This is a genomic window from Haloferula sp. A504 (assembly GCF_044385805.1).
Taxonomy (GTDB): domain Bacteria; phylum Verrucomicrobiota; class Verrucomicrobiia; order Verrucomicrobiales; family Akkermansiaceae; genus Haloferula.
The window spans coordinates 70,329-87,557 of record NZ_JBISBU010000015.1; the positions used below are offsets into that span (position 1 = coordinate 70,329).

At 66.9% G+C, this 17,229-nt stretch carries 16 protein-coding genes; 8 read left to right on the forward strand and 8 right to left on the reverse strand.

What is annotated here, in order from left to right; translation table 11 throughout:
- Positions 1-2 precede the first annotated feature (2 nt).
- Positions 3-1,031: a type I phosphomannose isomerase catalytic subunit gene (locus ACG2LG_RS09650; protein ID WP_396258488.1), complete on the forward strand. Its 1,029-nt coding sequence runs from the start codon at positions 3-5 to the stop codon at positions 1,029-1,031.
- 215 nt (positions 1,032-1,246) lie between these two features.
- Positions 1,247-1,669, forward strand: a complete 423-nt coding sequence (locus ACG2LG_RS09655; protein WP_396258490.1) for a transposase — start codon at positions 1,247-1,249, stop codon at positions 1,667-1,669.
- A 98-nt stretch (positions 1,670-1,767) separates the two neighbouring features.
- Here the strand turns inward: ACG2LG_RS09655 and folD are convergent, their stop codons facing one another.
- The 3 genes from folD to ACG2LG_RS09670 are packed head-to-tail and all read right to left on the reverse strand — an operon-like array spanning position 1,768 to position 4,801.
- Entirely contained in the window at positions 1,768-2,640 is an 873-nt protein-coding gene (gene folD / locus ACG2LG_RS09660; RefSeq protein ID WP_396258492.1) for a bifunctional methylenetetrahydrofolate dehydrogenase/methenyltetrahydrofolate cyclohydrolase FolD, read from the reverse strand.
- Positions 2,637-3,308: a lysophospholipid acyltransferase family protein gene (locus ACG2LG_RS09665; RefSeq protein ID WP_396258494.1), complete on the reverse strand. Its 672-nt coding sequence runs from the start codon at positions 3,306-3,308 to the stop codon at positions 2,637-2,639. The genes folD and ACG2LG_RS09665 overlap by 4 nt, the downstream gene beginning before the upstream one ends.
- A complete protein-coding gene (locus ACG2LG_RS09670) occupies positions 3,308-4,801 on the reverse strand; it encodes an FGGY family carbohydrate kinase (RefSeq protein ID WP_396258496.1) in 1,494 nt (497 codons plus the stop codon). The genes ACG2LG_RS09665 and ACG2LG_RS09670 overlap by 1 nt, the downstream gene beginning before the upstream one ends.
- Positions 4,802-4,887: 86 nt before the next feature.
- On the opposite strand from ACG2LG_RS09670, the gene ACG2LG_RS09675 reads away from it, so the two are divergent.
- The 6 genes from ACG2LG_RS09675 to ACG2LG_RS09700 all read left to right on the forward strand — a co-directional run bounded on the left by ACG2LG_RS09675 (position 4,888) and on the right by ACG2LG_RS09700 (position 10,706).
- The gene (locus ACG2LG_RS09675) at positions 4,888-5,343 is read left to right on the forward strand and encodes an iron-sulfur cluster assembly scaffold protein (RefSeq protein ID WP_396258498.1); all 456 of its coding nucleotides are present in this window, start codon (positions 4,888-4,890) and stop codon (positions 5,341-5,343) included.
- A gap of 133 nt (positions 5,344-5,476) precedes the next feature.
- Positions 5,477-5,740: a hypothetical protein gene (locus tag ACG2LG_RS09680; RefSeq protein WP_396258500.1), complete on the forward strand. Its 264-nt coding sequence runs from the start codon at positions 5,477-5,479 to the stop codon at positions 5,738-5,740.
- Positions 5,737-6,813 (forward strand): M42 family metallopeptidase, encoded by a 1,077-nt coding sequence (locus tag ACG2LG_RS09685; RefSeq protein ID WP_396258502.1) that lies wholly within the window; start codon positions 5,737-5,739, stop codon positions 6,811-6,813. The genes ACG2LG_RS09680 and ACG2LG_RS09685 overlap by 4 nt, the downstream gene beginning before the upstream one ends.
- Positions 6,810-8,726 carry a hypothetical protein gene (locus ACG2LG_RS09690; RefSeq protein ID WP_396258504.1) on the forward strand — a complete coding sequence of 639 codons (1,917 nt, stop codon included), beginning with the start codon at positions 6,810-6,812 and terminating at the stop codon, positions 8,724-8,726. The genes ACG2LG_RS09685 and ACG2LG_RS09690 overlap by 4 nt, the downstream gene beginning before the upstream one ends.
- 4 nt (positions 8,727-8,730) lie before the next feature.
- Positions 8,731-9,666, forward strand: a complete 936-nt coding sequence (locus tag ACG2LG_RS09695) for an AAA family ATPase (protein ID WP_396258506.1) — start codon at positions 8,731-8,733, stop codon at positions 9,664-9,666.
- 65 nt (positions 9,667-9,731) lie between these two features.
- Positions 9,732-10,706, forward strand: a complete 975-nt coding sequence (locus tag ACG2LG_RS09700) for a PfkB family carbohydrate kinase (protein WP_396258508.1) — start codon at positions 9,732-9,734, stop codon at positions 10,704-10,706.
- Positions 10,707-10,722: 16 nt separating this feature from the next.
- On the opposite strand, the gene thiE is transcribed toward ACG2LG_RS09700, so the two are convergent.
- The 5 genes from thiE to ACG2LG_RS09725 form a co-directional block, all read right to left on the reverse strand.
- Positions 10,723-11,361, reverse strand: a complete 639-nt coding sequence (thiE, locus tag ACG2LG_RS09705; RefSeq protein WP_396258510.1) for a thiamine phosphate synthase — start codon at positions 11,359-11,361, stop codon at positions 10,723-10,725.
- A gap of 140 nt (positions 11,362-11,501) precedes the next feature.
- Positions 11,502-13,010, reverse strand: coding sequence for an exopolysaccharide biosynthesis polyprenyl glycosylphosphotransferase (locus tag ACG2LG_RS09710; RefSeq protein WP_396258512.1), 1,509 nt, complete (start codon positions 13,008-13,010; stop codon positions 11,502-11,504).
- Between the two features lie 102 nt (positions 13,011-13,112).
- Complete coding sequence (locus tag ACG2LG_RS09715; protein ID WP_396258514.1) at positions 13,113-15,293, reverse strand: GumC family protein; 2,181 nt, start codon at positions 15,291-15,293, stop codon at positions 13,113-13,115.
- Positions 15,294-15,313: 20 nt separating this feature from the next.
- Positions 15,314-15,880, reverse strand: coding sequence for a polysaccharide biosynthesis/export family protein (locus ACG2LG_RS09720; protein ID WP_396258516.1), 567 nt, complete (start codon positions 15,878-15,880; stop codon positions 15,314-15,316).
- Between the two features lie 5 nt (positions 15,881-15,885).
- Positions 15,886-17,181 (reverse strand): outer membrane beta-barrel protein, encoded by a 1,296-nt coding sequence (locus ACG2LG_RS09725; protein ID WP_396258518.1) that lies wholly within the window; start codon positions 17,179-17,181, stop codon positions 15,886-15,888.
- Between the last annotated feature and the right edge of the window lie 48 nt (positions 17,182-17,229).

The window sequence follows — 17,229 nt, forward strand, 5'->3', positions numbered from 1 at the left end:
TCATGACACCGGTCTGCCCGCCCGGTCAAACGATGATCCAGCCCGGGTTCGACTTCCCGGACCCCGCACCCTACTTTTCCGGCATGCTTCCGATCACCTTCACCCCTCTCTACAAGCAACGCGTCTGGGGCGGCCGGATGCTCGCCAGCGAATACGGCCGCAAACTTCCCGACGACGCCCCCTACGGCGAGTCCTGGGAAATCGTCGACCGCGAGGAAGAGCAGTCGGTGGTCGCGCAGGGTCCCCTCGCAGGCGTCACCCTCCATGAGCTGTGGACAACCCGGCGGCGGGAGATCTTCGGCGAAGGACTGCCGGATGCCGGGCGGTTTCCGCTGCTGATCAAGGTCCTCGATGCCCGCGACGACCTTTCGATCCAGGTCCATCCTCCGGCCGCGATCGCCCCTGCCCTCGGCGGCGAGCCGAAGACCGAGATGTGGTACATCGCCAAGGCCGATGCCGGTGCCAGACTGTATGCCGGGTTGAAGAAGGGCGTGACGCGGGAGCAGTTCGAATCCGCCCTGGCCGATGGTTCGGTCGCCGAAGCCGTCCACGCGATCGAACCCCGGACCGGCGAGTCCATCTTCATTCCGTCCGGCCGCCTGCATGCGATCGGTGCGGGCTTTCTGATCCACGAGATCCAGCAGAACTCCGACACCACCTACCGGGTCTTCGACTGGAACCGGATGGGGCTCGACGGCAAGCCGCGCGACCTCCATGTCGACGAATCGATGCGCAGCATCGACTTCAATGACCACGAGCCCGGCATGGATCCGCCTCGCGGATCGGTGATCGCCGAATGCGAGCATTTCCGCGTGGAGAAGCTGGAACCCGCCAGCGGTCAGGCTTTTGGCAACGCCGACGCGCGGTTCTCGATCTTTTCCGTCGCCGAAGGCCGCGCCAGCAGCCCGGACGGGCGCACCTTTGGAAAAGGCGACTTCTTCCTGCTGCCTGCAGGTGGCGCGCCGTTGACCGCAATCGGGGACTCCACCATCCTCCGCACCACCCTGCCGGACCGCCACTTCAGTTCGTAGTTCCCGCTTCAGCGGGTCTTCCGCCACCTCTCAAAACGATGCCTTACCATTGGCGCAGCCTCACCCCGGCCCAACGCGCCGGGGTCTTGCTGCACCGACAGAAACTCAGTCGCCCCTGGCATCGTCCTCCGCACTTTCACGAGGGCACCCGACACTTTATCCTATCCGCTGCCTGCTACGAGCACCGTCCACATATCGGCCTCTGCCCGGAGCGAATGACCTCCTTCTCCGAAAACCTCATCAATGCCTTGCCAAACGCACCTGTCGCCTGGTGCGTTCTACCGAATCACTACCATCTCTTGATCCGGAGCGGGGATTTGAAGGGCCTGGTTCAGTCGCTTGGAAAACTCCATGGCCGCACCTCGTTTCAATGGAACCGCGAGGAGAAAAGGCGAGGGCGAAAGATCTGGCACGGCACCTCCGATCGAGCGATCCGCGACTCCGGACATTTCTGGGCGTCGCTAAACTACATTCACCACAATCCGGTGCGTCATGGCTACGCGCAGACCTGGCAGGATTGGCCGTGGTCGAGCGCTTCCGACTACTTGCAGGAAGTCGGAAAGAAGCAGGCCGAGACAGTATGGAAGGACTATCCCATCCTGGAATATGGAAAGGGCTGGGATGATCCGGCGATGTAGACCCGCTGAAGCGGGAACTACGAACCCAACTCGCCCGCCTGTTATGTTCGTAGTTCCCCCTTTAGGGGGCCGCACAACCCAAGCCCACAACCCAAGCCTCAGCCCAACTGCCGGGCCGCCTTGAGCGTGTTCTTCATCAGCATCGCGATGGTCATCGGCCCGACGCCACCCGGCACCGGCGTGATGGCCGAACACTTGGGCGCGACTTCGTCGTAGGCGACGTCGCCGGTCAACCGGTAGCCGCGCTTCTTCGAGGCATCATCGACCCGGTTGATGCCGACGTCGATCACCACGGCGCCGTCCCTCACCCAGTCGGCGGTCACCATTTCCGGGCGGCCGACCGCGGCGATGACGATGTCCGCACCGCGGCAAATCGCCGGCAGATCCCGGCTGCGGGAATGGGCGACGGTCACCGTCGCGTCCGAACCTTTCGCCATCAGGAGCAGCGCCATCGGCTTGCCGACGATCATGCTGCGACCGATGACCACGGCGTTGGCTCCCTTGGTTTCCACCCCGGCCTCCTCGAGCAGTCGCATGCAGCCCGCCGGCGTGCACGGGACGAAGGCGCTCTGATCCTCGAGCACCAGCTTGGCGACATTCTCCGGATGAAATCCGTCGACATCCTTGCGCGGATCGATCGCGCGCACGATCGCCTCCTCGTCGATGTGCGGTGGCGGCGGACTCTGCACGAGAATCCCGTGGATCGCCGGGTCGGCGTTCAGCTCCTCCACCACCCTGAGCAGTTCGTCCTGCGTGGTTTCGGCCGACAGCTCGATCTTCCGCGAGTGCAGACCGAGATCCCCGCAGGTGCGGACCTTCGATCCGACATAGATCTTCGACGCCGGATCCTCGCCCACCAGCACCACCGCGAGTCCCGGGGTGATGCCATCCGCCTTCAACTGCCCGACTTCCGCGCGGCACTCCTCGAGTACCGCCGCGGACACCGCTTTGCCATCGATCACATTGCTCATGATTCTTCGTGAAAGTCTTCGACCCCGCTACGCAGAACCGCCTCGACACGGTCCCGCCACGCTTCGAAGGCAGCATCCGAAAGCCCCGCCGGAACGGCAAGCGCCTCGTCGAAAATGACGCGCACGCGGCTGAAGGGCTTGGGGAGGTGAAACCGGTCCCAGCTCTTCAACCGCCACGCGGAGGCAAACTCGACATGGATCGGAATCACCGGTGCCGTCGATGCCTCGGACACCTTCACCACCCCGGGTTGCAACGAGTAGCGCGGACCGCGCGGGCCATCCGGCGTCACGCAGGCGTCGTCCCCTTTCCTCAGTGCCTTGCGCAAGGCGACCAGCGCCGCCGCCCCGCGTCGCGAGGACGAGCCGCGAACCGATCCCAGCCCGAACACCCCGACCGCCCGGGCCAGCATGGCGCCATCGTGGCTCGCGCTCGTGAGCACGACACACTTCCGCGATCTCCCGCACAGCCGCCGCCAGGCGGCCGGCACCACGAAAATCCGGTTGTGCCACAGGGCATAGATCACCGGACCCTGGATTCCATCGGATTTCCCGAGACCGGCGCGGTCCTCGATCTCGAAACGGAGCGTCGCACACCACAGGCGCATGACCCACCCGGCGAGGGTGCCGAGAAGCGTCGCCTTGGGACTCTCACGAACCTCGTTGCCCATCAGAGGAATCCGCTCTCGTGCAGGGTCTCCGCCAGATACTGCTGGCGCGCCAGCAGGTCTTCGTAAAAGGCATGTCGCGCGGCGTCCGGCGTCCGCCGGGTCGCCTCGTTGGCCGCCACCACGTAGCCCGCGATCTCATCGAACCCGAGGTCCTCGCCGCGCTCTTCGAAGTAGGCCACCGCCGCCTGCATCGCCGCCCCGGCAAGCGCTCCCCCGCCGCCCGTCACGGTCACCACGGGCGCCCCGAAGACATCGGCCAGCAACTGCCCGGCAGTGGGACCGATGTCGCGCGTCAGCCTCACTTCCGCCGGCTCGAAGCCGATGTCGTTGAGCCGGCTCATGGCGTAGCCGAAGCCAAGCGCGACGCCCTCGGCCGCCGCGCGGGCGAGATTGGCGGGCGTGTAGTTGTCGAGCGTGATTCCATGCAGCACCCCCTTCGCCTCGGGGAGGCGCGGCACCGATTCGCCCCGCAAGTACGGCAGGAACAGTAGCCCATCCGCGCCGGGCGAGGCCTCCGCCATCATCCGGTCGAACTCCGGCATGCCCCACCCGTAGTGGCGCCGCACCAGTTCGGTCGCGGCGACCACGTTGCGCATCGCCATCCGGGTGAAACCGTGGCCGCCGATCCCGCGGCCGACCGTCGCCTCGCCCCGGTAATCGACCCTCACCTCCTCGGACAACCCGACCAGGGCGCCATCGGGAGACACATCGGCCAGCAGGTTTCCGGGAATCGCGGCACCGGATGCGAAGAGCGCGGCGGCTCCGGCCTCGCTGCCGCTGGCGACCAGCACCCCGGACGGCAGGCCCCAGTTGCGTGCCAGCGACGGGCGCAGCAGCCCGCGCGCGGGCCGGGGTGGAAGAATGGCCGGCAGGCGTCCCGACAGTCCCTCGTCGATGAAATCCACCAGCGGCGCACACCATTGCCCGGCGGCCACATCCATCAGACCGCCCGCTGCCGCCGAGGAAACCGAGATCCCGGCCTCGCCGGTGAGCCAGTAGCCGATGAAGTCCGCGGTGGTGAAAATCCGTTCGGCGCGTTGGAAATGCTTCGCCTCGTGCTGCCTGAGCCACAGCAACTGGGCGGCGGTGGACCCCGCACCCGGAGCATTGCCGGTCATTTCGATCAGCCCCGGCCCGCCGCCGAAGGTCCGGCCGAGTTCCTCGACTTCCGGCCGGGCCGAGCGGTCGCATCCCAGCTTCGCCGGACGCACGATCCGGTCGTCGCCGTCGAGCACCACCAGCCCCCCGGCCGGTGCCGTCACCGCCATCGCCGTCACCGCCGACCGGGCATCGCCGAGCTTTTCCAGCACGGCGCGGAGGGCCTCGTCCAGGGCACTGATCCATTTCGCGGGATCCTGCTCCGCATAGCCCTCCGGAAGCCCCTCGATCCACTCGATCGGGCGCGAACTCTGAGCGACCATCCGGGCGCCTTCCAGATCGAGCGCCCCGACCTGCACCGAGTGATGACCGATTTCGATTCCGAGGAAGTGCATGGGATTGCGCTCGTCATCACACTTCCCGCCGCCGCCCGTGGCAAGCCCGGGCTTGATCCGCGCGCCGCCCCGTCCATCTTCAGCCCATGAGCGATTTCGAAGACAAGGTGCGCGACGCCCTCAGCGACCCCCGGAACCAGGGTGAAATGTCCGACGCCGACTCGATCGGGACGGTCGGCTCGCCCGACTGCGGCGACATGCTGCGGATGTGGCTCAAATTCACCGAAAAGGACGGCCGGAAGGTCATCGACCGGGCTTCCTTCCAGAGTTTCGGCTGCCAGACCGCGATTGCGGTCGCCTCGATGGCCACCGAAATGCTCAAGGGCAAGACCCCGGAGGAGGCCGCCAACATGTCCGCCGACGAACTCACCGGCGAGCTCGGCCCCCTGCCTCCGATGAAGATCCACTGCGGCCAGTTGGTCGAAGGCGCCCTGCGCAACGCCCTCGGCGGCGAAACGGCCCCATCCGAACCCCAGGCCCCCACCCTTTCCGGCGACCTCCGCAAGCCCCAGGGCAAGGTCCGCATCGTGCCGCTGGACTGAAGTTCCAAGTAGAAAGTTCCAAGTGCCAAGACTTCAGGTGAGGGACTGGTCGGCTCCAACATTTGGAACTTGGACCTTCGAACTTGGAACTTGGCTCTTGGCACCTCCGCCCGCCCGCCGGAAGCTTGGCGCGATGGAATCCCACGAGTGGCGAGACAGCACGGATGAGGGACTGCGCTTCTGGCGGGCCAACCGCCACGCCGGCCGGTGGTCGTTCCAAACCACCCTCAAGACCGACCCGACCTGGCAGGCCGTCGATCCGGTACCACGCGAACTCTGGAGCGCCCTGCGCGAAGTGCTGTGGCGCAAGTACCAGCGCAAGCGGGTGCCGTGGAAGCACATCGAAAAAATCGACAAGCTGCTGGAAAACGACGACTCCGAATTCCCCGAGCCATGACCAAGAACCAACGCGAATTTCTCTTCAAACTCCTCGAAACCCCCAGCCCCACCGGCAACGAGATGCCGGGGCAGCGGGTCTGGGCCGACTACCTCGGATCCTGCGCCGACGCGGTCGACTGCGATGCCTACGGCTCGACCTGGGCGACGCTCAAGGGCCGCTCGGATCACACGGTCATGCTGGCCGCCCATGCCGACGAGATCGGCTGGATGATCCGCCACATCCAGGACGACGGATTTCTCCGCATCGACCGCGTCGGCGGCTCGGACCACGCCACCGGCCGCGGCCGGCGCCTGCGCATCCTCGGCGACAAGGGCGAGGTCCCCGGCATCATCGGCAACACCGCCATCCACCTGCGGCGCGATTCGCTGAGCGATGAAAAAACGCCGAAGGTCCACGAGCTGTGGGTCGATGTCGGAGCGTCGAGCGCCGAGGAGGTCGAAGAGATGGGCCTGCGCGTCGGCCACTACGCGGTCTATTCCGATGGGCCCACCGAACTCGCCCACAAGCGGCTCGTTTCCCGGGCATTGGACAACCGCATCGGCTCCTACATCATCGCCCAGGTCATGCGGCGACTCGCCAAGGGCAAGAAGAAGGCGGCCTCGTCGCTGCTGTGCCTCAACGCGGTGCAGGAGGAAATCGGCGGCCATGGTGCGATCATGGCGACCTACCGGCTGCGGCCGGATGCCTGCGTCTGCCTCGACGTCACCCACGCCACCGACACCCCCGACATCGATGCCGCCCAGCATGGCAAGGTGAGTTTGGGAGGGGGTCCGACCGTGACCCACGGGACCGCCAATCATCCGCTGATCGTCGAGCGCCTGATCGACATCGCCGCGAAGGAATCGATCCCCCTCCAGCACGAGGCCAGCAGCCGCGTGACCGGCACCGATACCGACAAGATCTTCCACCAGGCCGGTGGCGTGCCGAGTGCACTCGTCTCGCTTCCCCTGCGCTGCATGCACTCGGTGGTGGAAACCGCGCATCTCGACGACATCGAGAACACCATTCGCCTGCTGACCGCATTCGTGCGATCGGTGCGGGAGGACGAACCCTTCCATCAGAAACTTTGATCCGGGTTTCCATCACCTTCGCCGGCCTGCTGGTCTCCTCCGCGATGGCTTCATCCGGAGCCGGGGACGCGGCGCTCGCCTTCCTCGAACGGCTGCCATCCGCCGATTTCGATCTGCGCACCCGGACGGCGATTTCTCCCGACGTGACGGAAACCAAGCTCGAGAGCATCGAGCAGCGCCTCGACCGCCTCGGCACCCGGTTGGAACACGGCCGGCTCGACGTCGCCGCGGAGAAGATCGACGGCAAACTGGCGGCCGTCCTGATTTCCCAATCCACCGATTTCGATCCCGCCACCGCCCAGGTCCACGCCGTCGGTCTGATCCGGCGGGACGGGGCGTGGCTCCCGGCTCCCGTGCCGGCTTCGTTCGAGAATACCGGCATCCGCTACCATCCGGAACTCGGCCCGGCGGCGACCCGGCTCGAAGCGTGGATGCTCGAGGAACGCCCCCAACAACTCCAATCCCTGCGCGAAGGCCTCGAAGGCACCCTGCTCGACAAGGTCCGCGCCGCACTGCCCGCAAAGACCCTGGCCGAAGCCGGGCCCGCCGAATTGGCGGAACTCTTCCTCGATGCCTGCCGCAAGCGCGACCTGCCCGCCACCGCCGCCCTGATCGGCGGCCTCGAAGAGCCCCGGCCCGCCGGATGGCGGGACTCGGTGTCGCTGATCGCCGCCGGCCTGAGGAGTTCCGGAACGGCGGGAAGCGTCTGGCTCGAACTACTCGACCCGAGAATTCTCCGGGCCACCGTCAACACCGACTTCGAGGAGGACCGGGCGCTGGTCAGCATCGGCTTCTTCGATCCGACCGAATCCCGCTCCAGCGTCGAGAAGATCCGGATCCGCAACCTCGGATTCCGGCGCTCCGACTCGGGCCGCTGGGTGCTGCGCGTGCCGTCATGGCTCGGGGGCGATGCCCCGGACGCCGGGCCGAATCTTCCGGTCGCGGCGCTGCAGCGTTCCTTCCCCCTGGCGATGAAAAAAAACGCTGGCGACCGGGCGATCGAGGACCCCGTCGCCCTGGGCGAGGCGCTGATGCTCGGGCTCGCCTCGGCGGAGCTCGAACCGCTCCTGAGCCTCGTCCATGCCGAGACCGAAACCGCCGCCGCCCATGCCCTGATGTCCTACAGCCGGCTGTGGCGCGGGCACCGGGACACGGCGCACCTGCGCCTCACCCTCGACGTCCGGACCGAAGGCGACCGCGGCTGCGCCGTTCACTGCGAGCTGAATCCCTTCGACCCGAGGATCAACCGGAACGACATCTCACCCATCCTCATGGTGCGTGGGAAAGACGGCTGGCAGCTCGATCCCGAGGCCCATCCGGAGGTGTCGGACATCCCCGCGTCCCTGAGGCCGTGGTATGAGGAATGCAAGGAGCGGGACCTCGACGAGTGGCTCGCCGGGCTGGGCCTGGAGGACCGGCTCGGGGGACTGCCGGCCAGCGGGACTCCCGAACCAGACGCCGCGCGCCGGGCCGCCAACGCCTGGATCGACGCCCTCAACTCGAAGGATCCGCGCCAGGTCATCGCCCGCACCACCATGTTCGACGACGACCGCTCGGTGCGACGGCTGTTCGCCTTCATCGGCCAGGAACTTCCCGCGCACAACACCCTCGAACTGGTGGGCATGCACGAGAACGGCCGCTGGGCCGCCGCCAGCATCCGCCACTCGCCACCACCCGGTTCCGACGAGGATCCGATCCACCTGCTGCACCCGATCGTCGGCACCCGGAGCGGCCCGAAGATCCTCGCCGAGGCGGTGCTTTACATCGCCGACACCCGCGCCCGGACCTTCCTCAACAACGAGGTCTGGAAGCGCCTCGGCGAACGCCTGCCGCAGGAGGCCGTGGATGAACTCGAAGCCATCCTCGAGGCCCACGGGAAGCTCTGCCAACCCGCCGCCGAGGCCGACGAATAATTCCATGTCCGACCCCCGCCAGACCGCCCTCCGTCTTGAGGCCTCCGTTCACCAGGTCGTCCTCGGCCAGGACGAGGCCGTGCGCCGCATCCTCGCCTGCTTCGCCGCCGGCGGCCACGCCCTGGTGGAGGACGTCCCGGGCACCGGCAAAACCACCCTGGCGAAAAGCATTGCCCGCTCGATCGAAGGTGCCGCCTTCAAGCGCGTCCAGTTCACCCCGGACCTGCTGCCGACCGACATCCTCGGCGTCTCGGTGCTCGATCCCCGGACCCAGGAGTTCCGCTTCCGGCCCGGACCGGTCTTCACCGACATCCTGCTCGCCGACGAGATCAACCGCGCCTCGCCCCGCACCCAGTCCGCGCTGCTCGAAGCCATGGCCGAGCGCCAGGCCACCATCGATGGCGAGCGCCACGACCTCGACGGCCTGTTCTTCGTCATCGCCACCCAGAATCCGGTCGAGTTCCGCGGCACCTACCCGCTGCCCGAGGCGCAGATGGACCGCTTCATGCTCCGCTCGCGCCTCGGCTACGTGACCGTCGAGCAGGAATGCGCGATCCTCTCCGACCAGGCCGAGCGCCACCCCGTCGATGCCATCGAACCCTGCGTCAACCGCGAGGACATGCTGGAGATGGTCGAAGGCGTCCGCCAGGTCGGCCTGAGCGACGAACTCCGGCGCTACATCGTCGAGATCGTCGGTGCCACCCGCCACCGTGAGGACGTCCAGCTCGCCGCCAGCCCGCGCGCCTCGCTGGCGCTGATGCGGGTGGCCCAGGCCGTCTCGCTGTTCGAAGACCGCGACTTCGTCATTCCCGAGACCATTCAGGACATCGCCGCCGACGTCATCGCCCACCGTCTGGTCGTCGAGCCCGAAGCCCGCCTCGCCGGCACCGAGGCCCGCAACATCGTCGCCGAGATCCTCGAGGAGATCCCGGCACCGTAGGCAGAGGCGCGGCTTTGGCGTATTCGCGCTGGAAGTCCGGGGAGGGATGTGAAAGGACCAGCGCGATGACGAAGAACAACGATGCAGCAGCGGTGATTGTGGGTGGAACGGTGGCGATCGACCACGTGAAGACCCCGGACTCGGAAGCAGCCGACCTGCTGGGCGGCTCGGCCTCATACGCGGCCCTGGCGGCCACCTTCTACGCGCCGGACGTGCGGCTGGTGGGCATCGTCGGCCACGACTTCCCGAAGCCCCATCTGGAAATGCTGGAAAAGCGCGGCGTGGACCTGCGCGGGATCGAGCATTCCGACGGTGAATCCTTCACCTGGAGCGGCGAGTACCTCGAGAACCTCAACGAACGGGTGACCCACCGGGTCGGCCTGAACGTGCTGGAAAACTGGGAAGTGAAGGTGCCGGCGGAGGTGGCCGATGCCGAAATCGTCGTGCTGGCGAACATGTCGCCGGACAACCAGCTGCAGATGCTCGGCGAATGCGGTGTCGGGAGCACGGAGCGTGGAAGGTTCGTGATCGCCGACACGATGGACCTGTGGATCGAGATCGCCAACGAGCGGCTCCACGAGGTGCTCAAGCAGCTCGACCTTTTCGTGATCAACGAGAGCGAGGCGCGGGACTTCACCGGCACTTCCAACTTCATCGAGGCGGGCCGCATCCTGTTGGGGAAGGGCCCGAAGTTCGTGGTGATCAAGCTGGGCGAGTTCGGCGCGATGCTGTTCTCGGCCAATGGCGGCTCGGACACGGTCCCCTGCCCCGATTCCTTCTTCCGCTGCGCGGCCTTTCCGCTGCGCGGGATCGCCGACCCGACCGGTGCCGGCGACAGCTTCCTGGGAGGCCTGGCGGGCTACCTCGCCTCGCATGCCGGCGGCGACTATTCCTTCGAGAACATCCGCCAGGCCGTGGCCCATGGCTCGGTGGTCGCTTCGTTCACCTGCGAGGCGTTTTCGACGCAGCAGCTGGAAGCGATCACCAAGAAGGACGTCGAGGCGCGGCTCGAGGCATTCCGCAAGATGACCGCGTGGTGAAGGAAGGGACCGACCTTCAATCTCCGCCCAGGAGTTCCCGTGCTTGCGCGGTCGCTGCGGTGATGTCGGGGGCGCTGAGGAGGTCGGAAACGATCACGACCCGCCTCGCTCCGGCCGCGAGCACATCGGGCAGGTTGGCGCGACGAATGCCGCCGATGCAGAAGACCGGCAGGCGGCAGGCGAGGTCCTGCCGGACCGCGGCGATGTCGTCGAGACCGATGCCCGGGCGGCCGAGTTTGGTCGGGGTGGGAAAAAGCGGACCGAAGCCGATGTAGTCGAAGCCTTCCGCGACGGCCGCGGCCGCTTGCCCGGGCGAATGGGTCGAGCGACCGACGATGGCATCGGCACCGACGACGGCGCGGGCTTCGGCCAGGGACCCATCGTCCTGGCCGAGGTGGACACCGTCGGCACCGATCCGACGGGCGATCTGCGGATGGTCGTTGATGATGAAGGGCACCCCGGCTTCCCGGCAGACCGGCAGGAGCCGGCGGGCCATCGATTCGATATCCCCGGCCTCGTGTCCCTTGGCGCGGAGTTGGACGATGTCGGCGCCGCCACCGATCAAGGCACGGGCGACCTCCTCCAGGTCGGCAGCGGCCGTGTAGCCGAGATCGACGATGGCGTAGAGGCGGGCGTCGGAGAGGTCGCGGGACATGGGTGGGGATCGGAACACCGGTTTTTCCCGACATCGCGTCCGGGGCAACAGGTGCGCGACGAAGCAAACGCGAACAGGCGGCGCGAGGCAAGGCTCCACGCCCCCCCGGTGCCCGGGCTCGCGACGACCTCCCCGCCGTCTCAGCAGGCGCCCTTCCGCTTGAAGAAGGTCAGCAGCATGATCTGGAAGTCGAGCAGCGCGCTCCAGTTCTCGATGTAGTCGAGGTCGAACTTCACCCGCTCCCTGAGGCAGGTGTCGCCGCGGAATCCGTGGATCTGCGCCCAGCCGGTCAGTCCCGGCTTCACGTTGTGGCGGACGTTGTAGTGACGGATCTGTTCCTTGAAACCCTCGATCAGTTCGGGACGCTCGGGACGCGGCCCGACCAGGCTCATCTCGCCCCTGAGGACGTTCCAGAACTGCGGCAGCTCATCGATGTTCCACCTCCTCATGAAGGCACCCACCTTGAGGCGGCGCGGATCGTCCTTCACCGTCCAGCCGGGCGAGCCCCCGCGCTCCGCGTCCGGCTTCATGCTGCGGATCTTGAGGATGTCGAAGGGCCGGCCGTTGAGGCCGATCCGGCGTTGGCGGTAAATCACGGCACCCGGTGACTCGAGATAGACCAGGGCCGAGAACAGGGCGATCACGGGACCGAAGAGCAACAGGCCGACGAGCGCCCCGACGATGTCGACCGTGCGCTTGAAGACGTTGTTGAAGGCGTGGTGCAGCGGCAGGCGGCCCACCCCGAGCACGGGCATGCCGTGGATACTCTCGAACTGGAGGCCGGAAAGCAGCACCTGGAAACAACTCGGGACGAGCTTGAAATCGACGAACTCCTTGCCGCAGGTCTCCGCCAGGTCGAGCATGGCATCGCGCTCGAGGGCGGAATCGACCGCCATCACGATGTCGGCACCCGTGTCCCGGATGATGGTCCGGACCTCGTTGATGGTGCCGAGCACGGGGACCGAACCGGGCACCTTCGCCCGGGCATCGGGCTCCTGCGGCAACACCACCCCGGCAACCGCGTAGCGGTGCGCCCGGCCTTCGGAAAAGCGCTCGACCGAGCGTTCGCACTCGCTGTTCCAACCGACGAACACGACCTTCTGGCGCAGGGTCGACGCGATCGGCTCGCGACGCATCACGCAGTAGAGGAACCAGCGCCACCCTCCGAGCCCCATCAGGGCGAAGCCGGTCGCCAGCACGCAATAGACGCGGCTGATCGCCGGCTCGAGCTTGAGCGTGAGCGTGAGGCCCAGGAACACCGCGAACCAGATCGCACAGGATTTTGCGATGAGCTGCAGCGTCCGCCGGATCGCGAGGAAGTGCCGCGGATCGTGGGCGCGGAAGTTTGCGAGCAGGAACTGGAGCAGCACCGCACCGAGGATCACGTGACCCAGGTAGCTGTTGAAGTCGATGGTCTCATCGCCCACACCGATGCCGGCGAGGTGGCTCTCGAACCGCACCAGATAGGCCGCGAGCATCGCGAACAAGACGATGGCGGCATCGCCGAGAAAACTGAGGGCGACGAGCTTCTGGTGGGCCACCCAGCTGCGGTGGCGATGGCGAAGCGAATAGGTCGCTTCAGCCGGTGGCTGGATCGGGGGGCACGACGCCGGGGCAGCGTCGTCCCTCGGGGGGATGGCGGTTTTCATGCTTGGGGGGATGGGGGGTGAAACAGCGCGGACGGGGGGTCCGCTCATGTCTTCGCGGGGTGAGCGAAAACGGGGGATCTTCCAATAAATCAGACTCGGATGTCAATCTCGGGGTTCGGGGTTGTCATGATCGACCAGGGCGGTCGCGCTCGGATCGGAAAGCTTGTGGCGTGCCACCGGGAGGCTGGGACCGCCATTGGCGTGGGCCGGGTGCTCGTTCCAGACAAAACCGACGAGATTCGCACCTCCCGCCCGGAGGAGTTCGGCGCTCTGCTTGAGTTCGCGACGGTCTCCGCCGCCTTCGCCGACGACCAGGCAGGTGTGATCGGCGTAGCGGGCCACGACCTGGGCATCGCTGTTGGAAAGCACCGACGGAACGTCGATGACCACCCGGTCGAACCAGCGCTGCGCCTCCTCGAGCAGCGCCGGGAAGCGGGTGCCGGAGAGCAGTTCGGACGCATTGCTGCGCATCTCGCCGGAGGACATCAGGTAGAGCCGCTCGACCGGGGTCCGCACGCAGGCTTCGGCCGGGCTGGTTTCGCCGGCGAGATAGGCCCCGAGGCCGAGATCGCCGCCGGGTTCCTTGAGGTGGTCGCGGCTCAGGCCCGGCTTGCGCAGGTCGGCATCGATCAGAAGCGTCCGGTATCCCTGCACCGCCAGCGAAACGGCGTGGTTCACCGAGCAGAAGGACGTGCCCTCCCCTTCCCGGGCGCTGGCGAAAAGCACCGTGCGCATGCCCTCGCGGGGCGAGGGCGGAATGAGCACCGCGCGCAGGCGACGGAAGGCTTCGGCCGTCTCCGACTGGGGCGACGAAAGCATGACCATGCCATCACCCGCCGCACCGTCCGGCAGCCGGGTTAGCAAGGGCACGCCGGTCGCCCGCGTGACGGTGGCCGCATCGCGCACCCGGCGATCGCCGAACTCGAGGCCGAGCATCAGCAGGCAGCCGAGGAACGCACCGCCCATGCCGGCCAGCGGGGTGAGGATCATGCGGCGCGGCCGGTGGGCATGCTCCGGGGCCAGGGGCTGGTCCTGCCAGCTGAGGAAGGACGAGGAAACCGAGCCGACCATCGCGGTCTCGCGCAGGCGGCGCGACACCGAGGCGTGCAGTTCGCGATTGGCGGTCGCCTCGCGGGAAAGCTTGGCAAACTCCGCTCGCAGACCCTCGACATCGACCGCCTCCCCGCTCGCCAGGGCCACTTCCGCCTCCAGCTTCGACTCATTCTGCCGGGCGACCTGATAGCTCTTCTCGATGGCCTCCCCGGCCGTGAGCACCGCGCGGGCCAGGTTTTCGCGGACCCCTTCGACCGCCCCAGACGCCTCCTTGAAGGTCGGGTGCTTGAAGAGATAGCGCTCCTTGATCTTGGCAAACTCCAGCTCGCGGTTGCGAAGCTCGCGGACCAGCGACAGCACCTCGGCGCTGTGCTCACCTTCGCTCAGGCCCGCCAGACCGTCGGGATCCGCCGGATCAAAGCGTGCGAACGCCTCGCGCTCGGCCTCAAGCTGGAGCCGCTCCGCCTTGGCCTGGGTCAGCCGCGAGTTGAGAATGTCGAGGGTCTCCTGCCGCGACCCCCCGGTCACCGCAAGCCCCGGCACCGGATGATTCTCGCGAAATTCCTGCAGCGCCGCTTCCGATGCCTCCATGCGCATCCGCAGGCGCTCCTCCTCTCGGGCCAGACCGGCACTGGCCTGCTCGAGAAGCTTTTCGCGCCCTTCCTCGGACCACATCTCGTACTCCGTCTTGATCGCCTCGACCAGGCGCGCGGCACGCTCGGGATCGGTGTCCTCGACCACGATCTCGATCACCCGGGTGCCCCGGCTCAGGCCGACCTCGACGCGATCCGCCAGAACCCCGAGCACCGCCTGCCGTGTCGCGCCAGGCTCCGCGAAGTCGGGATCCTTCATCAGGCCCTCGCGATCGATCACGCGCAGCAGCACGCTCGTTGAACTCATGCCGCGCTCGACCGAGAGCATCTGCTCGAGATCCCGCGCCTCTTCGGACGACACCGGACGCACGTCGAAGACCTGCGGCGTTTCGGTGCTGATGTAAACCGAGCCGCTTGCCCGGTAGACCTTCGGCATCTGCCCCAGCACCCACCACGCCGCCGCCGCCGCCAGCAAGCCGGCGACGATCACGATCCAGCCGCGGCGCAGCAGCATGCCGGCAAAGCGGGGAATCTCCGCCTTGGGCATGTAGAAGGTGGGATCGGACGAGGCGGGCGAAACCTCGGTCGTGAGGCCTCGTTCGCGGTCGTTTTCCCAGGGAAGGCGCGGTGATTTCATCGAAACGGAAAGGGGGGTGGTCAGAACAGACTTTCGGGCACGGTGACGATGTCGCCGTCGAGCAGCGGGATGTCCTTCGAGGCTCCCGAGGTGATCGTGCGCAGGTTGATTCGCATCGGCTGTTCCTGCCCGCGGCGTTTCAACGTGATCTTCTTGTCGTTGGCGATGCGGGTGGTGCCGCCGGCCATGCCCAGCGCCTCGACAAGCGTCAACTGCCGGTTGGGATCGAGCCGGAACACCCCGGGCTTCTGGACCTCTCCGAGCACCGTCACCGATTTCCGGACGCGGGCGGTGATCGCCACCGAAACCTGCGGCTGCACCAGGTAGCCGTCCTTCAGCTTGCGCTCGATCAAGGTCGCCGCCTGGTCGGTCGTCAGGCCCGCGAGGCGCACCGCGCCGATCAGCGGCATGTGGATCGTTCCCGCCGGCGAGAGCTGGCCGCGGGTGGTCAGGTCATCCTCGCGGAAGACCTGGATGGCCACGCTGTCGCGGCTGCCGATCGTGCCGGAAGCGCGGTCGTTCTGGGCGTGCGCCGCCGGCAGCAGCAAGGCGGCGATGAGCAGGAAATGGAGGCGGAGCGTGTTCATGGCGGTCAGAAGTCGAGTTCGGCATCGACGCCGAACCGGTTCACATCATAGCCGAAGGCGGCGACGTTCGAGTCGTTCTGTTCGTAGCGGTAGAAGACGCCGAAGCGGAAGCGGTCGTTGAGTTGGTATTCGAGGCTCGGACGGATGAAGAAGATCCCGTCGGAGCGGCCTCCGACGCCGGGACCCGAAACCACCTTGTAGTCGGCGGTCTCGTATCCGGCACTGAGCCGGGCGGTCCAGTATTCACCGAAACGCCGGGCGACCCCGGCTTCGAAGCCGGCAACCTCGATGTTCTCGCCGGCGAAGATCGCGGAGCTCTCTTCGCGGAGATAGCCCGCGAGGAAGACCTCGGTGCCCTCGCGCGGCATCCAGACCACCCGGCCGTCGAGCACGGGAAAGGTGTCGGAGTCGATGCCGTAGTCGCGATGCTCAAGGCCGGCCTTCAGGTCGATGGAAAGCTTCTCCCGTGGCTTCCAGATCAGCTGGGTCGTCGCCCGCAGGAAATCCTGATCCATCGCCTGGTCCACCTCGATCGTGCCCCCCGCGACCGCGAACACGAGCTCGGTCTTGGGCGAATAGGCGTAGCGCAGGGCCCCTTCGAGATAGGTCTCTTTCGAGTCCGAGAAAACAGCATCGTCGTAGTCGGTGCCGGCCATTCCCGTCGCGATCTCCAGGGCGAGCTTCTCACGGGGGCGCCAGGCGGCGCGCAGCTCGGCCGCGTAATCGGTGCGGTCGACCTGGGCACCGATCTCGGGGGTCGCCCCGCCCAGCCGGTCGAGATTTCCGAGGAAGCGCAGGCCGGACCGCCGGCCATTGATCGCCCCCTCCAGATCCAGGCGCTGGTCGAGCCGGGTCTCGTCGCCATTCTCGATGTAGATCACCGCACTCGGCCGATAGGCGAGCTTGAGGTAGGCCGCCTCGTCGTCGTCGCGTCCGGCAATGAACCCGACCCTGGGAGTCACGCTGATGACAAGGTCGGACTCCGGCGCCGCGGCGCTGAGGAAGATGTTGTCGTCGTAGGCCACCTCCAGCACGAGGCCGAGGTCCCAGCCGCTCTCCGCCGGCTCCGGCATTTCGTCGCGCGCCGGGGTCCACTCCACGCCGCCCAATCGATCATCCACCCGGCCCGCTTGGTCGTTGACCCGGGCATCGTCTCCAGCCTCCAGCGACAGATCTTCCAGCGGCACATACTCCACCGCCTGCGGGACAAGATCCTGTGCCGACACGGCCGTCGCTCCGATCAGAATCGGAAGCGCAAGCAGTGCCTGCCGGAGAATCTCGGCTGACCTGATGGGGGGCATGTGAGTTATCAGAATGAACTGAATTTCAGCGATTCACAAGGAGGAAGG

Excerpts from the sequence above, each read along its gene's own strand:
- ACG2LG_RS09650 (WP_396258488.1), top strand. The coding sequence starts at position 3 with ATGACACCGGTCTGCCCGCCCGGTCAAACGATGATCCAGCCCGGGTTC.
- ACG2LG_RS09655 (WP_396258490.1), top strand. The coding sequence starts at position 1,247 with ATGACCTCCTTCTCCGAAAACCTCATCAATGCCTTGCCAAACGCACCT.
- folD (WP_396258492.1), bottom strand. The coding sequence starts at position 2,640 with ATGAGCAATGTGATCGATGGCAAAGCGGTGTCCGCGGCGGTACTCGAG.
- ACG2LG_RS09665 (WP_396258494.1), bottom strand. The coding sequence starts at position 3,308 with ATGGGCAACGAGGTTCGTGAGAGTCCCAAGGCGACGCTTCTCGGCACC.
- ACG2LG_RS09670 (WP_396258496.1), bottom strand. The coding sequence starts at position 4,801 with ATGCACTTCCTCGGAATCGAAATCGGTCATCACTCGGTGCAGGTCGGG.
- ACG2LG_RS09675 (WP_396258498.1), top strand. The coding sequence starts at position 4,888 with ATGAGCGATTTCGAAGACAAGGTGCGCGACGCCCTCAGCGACCCCCGG.
- ACG2LG_RS09680 (WP_396258500.1), top strand. The coding sequence starts at position 5,477 with ATGGAATCCCACGAGTGGCGAGACAGCACGGATGAGGGACTGCGCTTC.
- ACG2LG_RS09685 (WP_396258502.1), top strand. The coding sequence starts at position 5,737 with ATGACCAAGAACCAACGCGAATTTCTCTTCAAACTCCTCGAAACCCCC.
- ACG2LG_RS09695 (WP_396258506.1), top strand. The coding sequence starts at position 8,731 with ATGTCCGACCCCCGCCAGACCGCCCTCCGTCTTGAGGCCTCCGTTCAC.
- ACG2LG_RS09700 (WP_396258508.1), top strand. The coding sequence starts at position 9,732 with ATGACGAAGAACAACGATGCAGCAGCGGTGATTGTGGGTGGAACGGTG.
- thiE (WP_396258510.1), bottom strand. The coding sequence starts at position 11,361 with ATGTCCCGCGACCTCTCCGACGCCCGCCTCTACGCCATCGTCGATCTC.
- ACG2LG_RS09710 (WP_396258512.1), bottom strand. The coding sequence starts at position 13,010 with ATGAAAACCGCCATCCCCCCGAGGGACGACGCTGCCCCGGCGTCGTGC.
- ACG2LG_RS09715 (WP_396258514.1), bottom strand. The coding sequence starts at position 15,293 with ATGAAATCACCGCGCCTTCCCTGGGAAAACGACCGCGAACGAGGCCTC.
- ACG2LG_RS09720 (WP_396258516.1), bottom strand. The coding sequence starts at position 15,880 with ATGAACACGCTCCGCCTCCATTTCCTGCTCATCGCCGCCTTGCTGCTG.
- ACG2LG_RS09725 (WP_396258518.1), bottom strand. The coding sequence starts at position 17,181 with ATGCCCCCCATCAGGTCAGCCGAGATTCTCCGGCAGGCACTGCTTGCG.